This window comes from Cupriavidus sp. NPDC089707, from assembly GCF_044748965.1.
GTDB lineage: Bacteria > Pseudomonadota > Gammaproteobacteria > Burkholderiales > Burkholderiaceae > Cupriavidus.
In genome coordinates this window covers 1-1,843 of record NZ_JBIVHB010000058.1, presented here as the reverse complement: position 1 = coordinate 1,843, position 1,843 = coordinate 1, and the positions used below count along the sequence as shown (strand labels likewise).

Below are 1,843 nucleotides of genomic sequence, written 5' to 3'. Positions count from 1 at the left end.
CAACGCGTGCTACGCAAGCTCGCGCTCAAACATGGCTTGAATCTCGTGCCAGCAAAAACAATGAGTTAGCTCAGGTTCCTGGGTAGGGGCCGGGGGAGAGGGCAGGCGGTGGCATACCGGCAGCCTTTACTTCGTTGATGCTCCGGCCCTCTCCCCCACCCCTCACCCGCAAGCGGGAGAGCGGAGCGTATGCGTGGGGTGGTGGTGCTGCGAGCGCCTTTCAGCGGTAAAGCCCCGCCATCCTCTCCATCCCCACCGGCTTGATCCGTGCTGCCTGCCCGGCACAGCCGAAGGCCTCGAAGCGCAGTTTCACCACGCCCTTCGCCCCTTTCTTGGCCGCCTGCAGGGCCTTGCGCGGATCGAACTCGCTGCGGTCCTCGGCCAGGGACTTGCGGATCGCGCCGGTCATGGCCAGCCGGATATCGGTGTCGATATTCACCTTGCGCACGCCCATCCTGATGCCGCGCAGGATCTCCTCGACCGGCACGCCGTAGGTCTCCTTGATGTCGCCGCCGTACTGGCGGATGATCTCCAGCCATTCCTGCGGCACCGAGCTGGACCCGTGCATCACCAGGTGGGTGCCGGGGATCTGCTCGTGGATCTCGCGGATGCGGTCCATCGCCAGGATGTCGCCGGTGGGCTTGCGGGAGAACTTGTAGGCGCCGTGGCTGGTGCCGATGGCGATGGCCAACGCGTCCACGCCGGTGCGTGCGACAAAGTCGCGCGCCTGCGCCGGGTCGGTCAGCATCATGTCGTGCGACAGCGTGCCTGCCGCGCCCACACCGTCCTCTTCGCCGGCCTGGCCGGTTTCGAGCGAGCCCAGGCAACCCAGTTCGCCCTCCACCGAGACGCCGACCGCATGCGCCATCTCGCACACGCGCCGCGTGACGCCGACGTTGTAGTCGTAGTCCGACGGCGTCTTCATGTCTTCACGCAGCGAGCCGTCCATCATCACGCTGGTGAAGCCGGAGCGGATCGAGGCCTGGCACACGGCCGGGCTGGAGCCGTGGTCCTGGTGCAGCACGATGGGGATGTCCGGATGCGTCTCGGCGGCGGCCAGCACCATATGGCGCAGGTAGGCCTCGCCCGCATACTTGCGGGCACCGGCCGAGGCCTGCAGGATGACCGGGCTATTGGTCTCCTCCGCCGCCTCCATGATGGCGTGGATCTGTTCCAGGTTGTTCACATTGAAGGCCGGCACGCCGTAGCCGAACTCTCCCGCGTGGTCCAGCAGTTGCCGCAAGGAAATGAGTGCCATGGTGAAGCTCCTTTAGTCGATGCTCGGTGATACGGGGGTCAGCTGGCGGCGCGCTGCTCCAGCACATCCAGTGCGGGCAGCTTCTTGCCTTCCAGGAATTCCAGGAACGCGCCGCCGCCGGTGGAGATGTAGCCCACGCGGTCGGCAATGCCGTACTTGGCGATGGCGGCCAGCGTGTCGCCGCCGCCAGCAATCGAGAACGCCTTGGAATCGGCGATGGCCTGCGCCAGCACCCTGGTGCCGTTGCCGAACTGGTCGAACTCGAACACGCCCACCGGGCCGTTCCAGACGATGGTGCCGGCGGCCTTCAGTTGCCCGGCCAGCAGGGCGGCCGTCCTGGGGCCGATGTCCAGGATCATGTCGTCGTCGGCCACCTCGTTGACGTCCTTGACGGTCGCCGCGGCGGTCGCGCTGAACTCCTTGGCGCAGACCACGTCGACGGGAATCGGCACCGAGGCGCCGCGCGCGGCCATGATGTCGATGATGGCCCTGGCATCGCCGACCAGGTCGGCTTCCGCCAGCGACTTGCCGATCTTCAGGCCGGCAGCCAGCATGAAGGTGTTGGCGATGCCGCCGCCGACGACC

General features: G+C 66.9%; 2 protein-coding genes. Both read right to left on the bottom strand.

Annotation, left to right across the window (positions count from 1 at the left end):
- Positions 1-220: 220 nt before the first annotated feature.
- A complete protein-coding gene (fba, locus tag ACIP1U_RS32550) occupies positions 221-1,258 on the bottom strand; it encodes a class II fructose-bisphosphate aldolase (RefSeq protein ID WP_400324056.1) in 1,038 nt (345 codons plus the stop codon).
- 38 nt (positions 1,259-1,296) lie between these two features.
- A partial coding sequence (pgk, locus tag ACIP1U_RS32545) for a phosphoglycerate kinase (RefSeq protein ID WP_400324053.1) occupies positions 1,297-1,843 on the bottom strand: 547 nt, incomplete at its 5' end.